General features: G+C 72.2%; 3 protein-coding genes. All 3 read left to right on the top strand.

Annotated elements, in window-relative coordinates:
- The first annotated feature begins 142 nt into the window (after positions 1-142).
- Complete coding sequence (locus tag G6027_RS18435) at positions 143-499, top strand: ATP-binding protein (RefSeq protein WP_241727048.1); 357 nt, start codon at positions 143-145, stop codon at positions 497-499.
- Positions 496-1,230: a response regulator transcription factor gene (locus tag G6027_RS11555; protein WP_182637314.1), complete on the top strand. Its 735-nt coding sequence runs from the start codon at positions 496-498 to the stop codon at positions 1,228-1,230. The genes G6027_RS18435 and G6027_RS11555 overlap by 4 nt, the downstream gene beginning before the upstream one ends.
- A gap of 152 nt (positions 1,231-1,382) precedes the next feature.
- On the top strand, positions 1,383-2,192 hold an 810-nt coding region (locus G6027_RS11550), incomplete at its 3' end, for an ATP-binding cassette domain-containing protein (protein WP_182637313.1).

The raw sequence follows: 2,192 nt of genomic DNA, 5'->3' as shown, positions 1-2,192 counted from the left end.
CCGGCGCCGCAGCCGCCGCGGGCGCCTCCGCCGACGACCCGACCTCCTCCCCCGATCCCTCCCGCTCCGCGGGACACGGGGCCACGGACATCGAGCGACTGGCCGCCTCCCACGACCCGCCGACTTCTCCACCAGCGTCTCGGTGGTCACCGGCACCGGCCACCCGCTCGAGGAGGTCCCGCCGATCGTCGGTCTGTCCCTGTACCGGACCGCGCAGGAGGCACTGGCCAACGTCCGGCGACACTCCACCGCCGACCGCGCGGGGGTGGTCCTGCGCACCGGTGAGAACCCGGGCGGGAGCCCGTACGCGGAGGTGGAGGTCCTGGACGCCGGGCGCCCCCGGGTGGGGACCTCGGGGAGCGGTCTGGGACTGTTGGGCATGCGCGAACGGGTGCGCTCGCACGGCGGGGAATGCGAGATCGGGCCTCGGGTGACCGGCGGATACCGGGTACGGGTGCGCCTGCCGTACCGCCCCGACGCGGACGCCGACCGGGGATGAGCGACGCCCGGGCGGGACGCGATACCGCCGAGAGCGAGGACCCCACCGCGGTCCTGCGGGTCCTCGTGGTGGACGATCAGGCACTCATGCGCTCCGGTTTCTCGATGATGCTCGGCGTGGAACCGGACCTCGAGGTGATCGGCGACGCCGCCGACGGCGCGGAGGCGGTCGAGATGTGCCGGCGGCTGCGACCCGACGTGGTGTTGATGGACGTGCAGATGCCGGGCACCGACGGCATCGAGGCGACGCGACTCATCACAGCCGGGGCCCTGGCCAAGGTCCTGATCCTCACCACCTTCGACCGCGACGACTACCTGTTCGACGCACTGCGGGCCGGGGCGAGCGGATTCCTGCTCAAGAACTCCGACCCGGAGGACCTGGTCGACGGGGTCCGGGCCGTGGGCCACGGCCACGCGTTGCTCGCGCCCGAGGTCACGCGCCGGGTCATCGAGAGACTGACCGTTCCCACCCCGACGGACGGTCACGATCCGTCCCGGGCACCCGCACGAGCACGTCCACCGGCCCTGGACCTGCTCACCACCCGGGAGACCGAGGTCCTACGACTGGTCGCACGCGGGTTGTCCAACGCGGAGATCGCGCGCACGCTGGTCGTGGGCGAGGCCACGGTCAAGACCCACGTGTCGGCGTGCCTGTCCAAACTCCACCTCCGGGACCGCGTCCAGGCGGTCGTCCTGGCCTACGAGGCCGGCCTCGTCCAGCCCGGCGAGTGACCCGCGACGATCGGACGGTCATCCGCCGGCCGCCTCCCCCCTGAGGGGGAGACCTCCCCGACCCACCCCGGAGATGTCATCCTCCCGGCTGATCCGCCGGACCACCCACCGGCCATAGCGTGGTCCCGGTACAGGACACCAGGGAGGACACAATGCTGGAACTCGACGGGCTCACCCGACGCTTCGGGGAGACCCTCGCCGTGGACGATGTCGGATTCGAGGTCCCGCGAGGGGCGATGACCGGCTTCGTCGGCGGCAACGGCGCCGGGAAGACCACCACCATGCGGATGATCATGGGCGTGCTGCAGCCCTCCGCGGGCACGGTCACGTGGAGGGGCCGGGAGGTGACCGTGGCCGATCGTCGCACCTTCGGGTACATGCCGGAGGAACGCGGGCTGTACCCGAAGCAGCCCATCCTCGACCAGCTCGTCTACCTCGGCAGACTCCAGGGGCGCAGTCCGGAGGGGGCACGCCGCTCCGCGACGGAGCTGCTCGGGCGCTTCGGGCTCGGCGACCGCACGGCGGACAAGCTCGAGTCGTTGTCCCTGGGCAACCAGCAGCGCGTCCAGATCGTCGCGGCGGTCATCGGCGGGCCGGAACTGCTCGTCCTCGACGAACCCTTCTCGGGTCTCGACCCGGTCGCCGTCGACTCCATGGTCGACCTGCTGCGTGAGTACACCAGCCAGGGTGTGCCCGTGCTGTTCTCCTCGCATCAACTCGACCTGGTGGAACGGCTCTGCGACCACCTCGTCGTCCTGGCGCGCGGGCGGGTCGTCGCCCGCGGGACGGTCGACGACCTCCGCCGACGGGGGCGCGTCCTGCATCGTCTGGTCGCCGGCACGGACGCCGGGTGGGTCCGGGGGCTCCCGGGCGTCCACGTCGTCGACGTCGACGGCCCCACCGCCCTGTTGGACCTCGACCGCCCCGAGGTGACCGATCTCGTCCTGCGAGAGGCGATCGCA

The organism is Dietzia sp. SLG310A2-38A2 (assembly GCF_014145095.1).
GTDB lineage: Bacteria > Actinomycetota > Actinomycetes > Mycobacteriales > Mycobacteriaceae > Dietzia.
Note: the sequence above shows the minus strand (reverse complement) of the source record. Positions and strands in the feature narration are given on the sequence as shown.

Coding starts and splice junctions, on each gene's coding strand:
- G6027_RS11555 (WP_182637314.1), top strand. CDS start 496: ATGAGCGACGCCCGGGCGGGACGCGATACCGCCGAGAGCGAGGACCCC.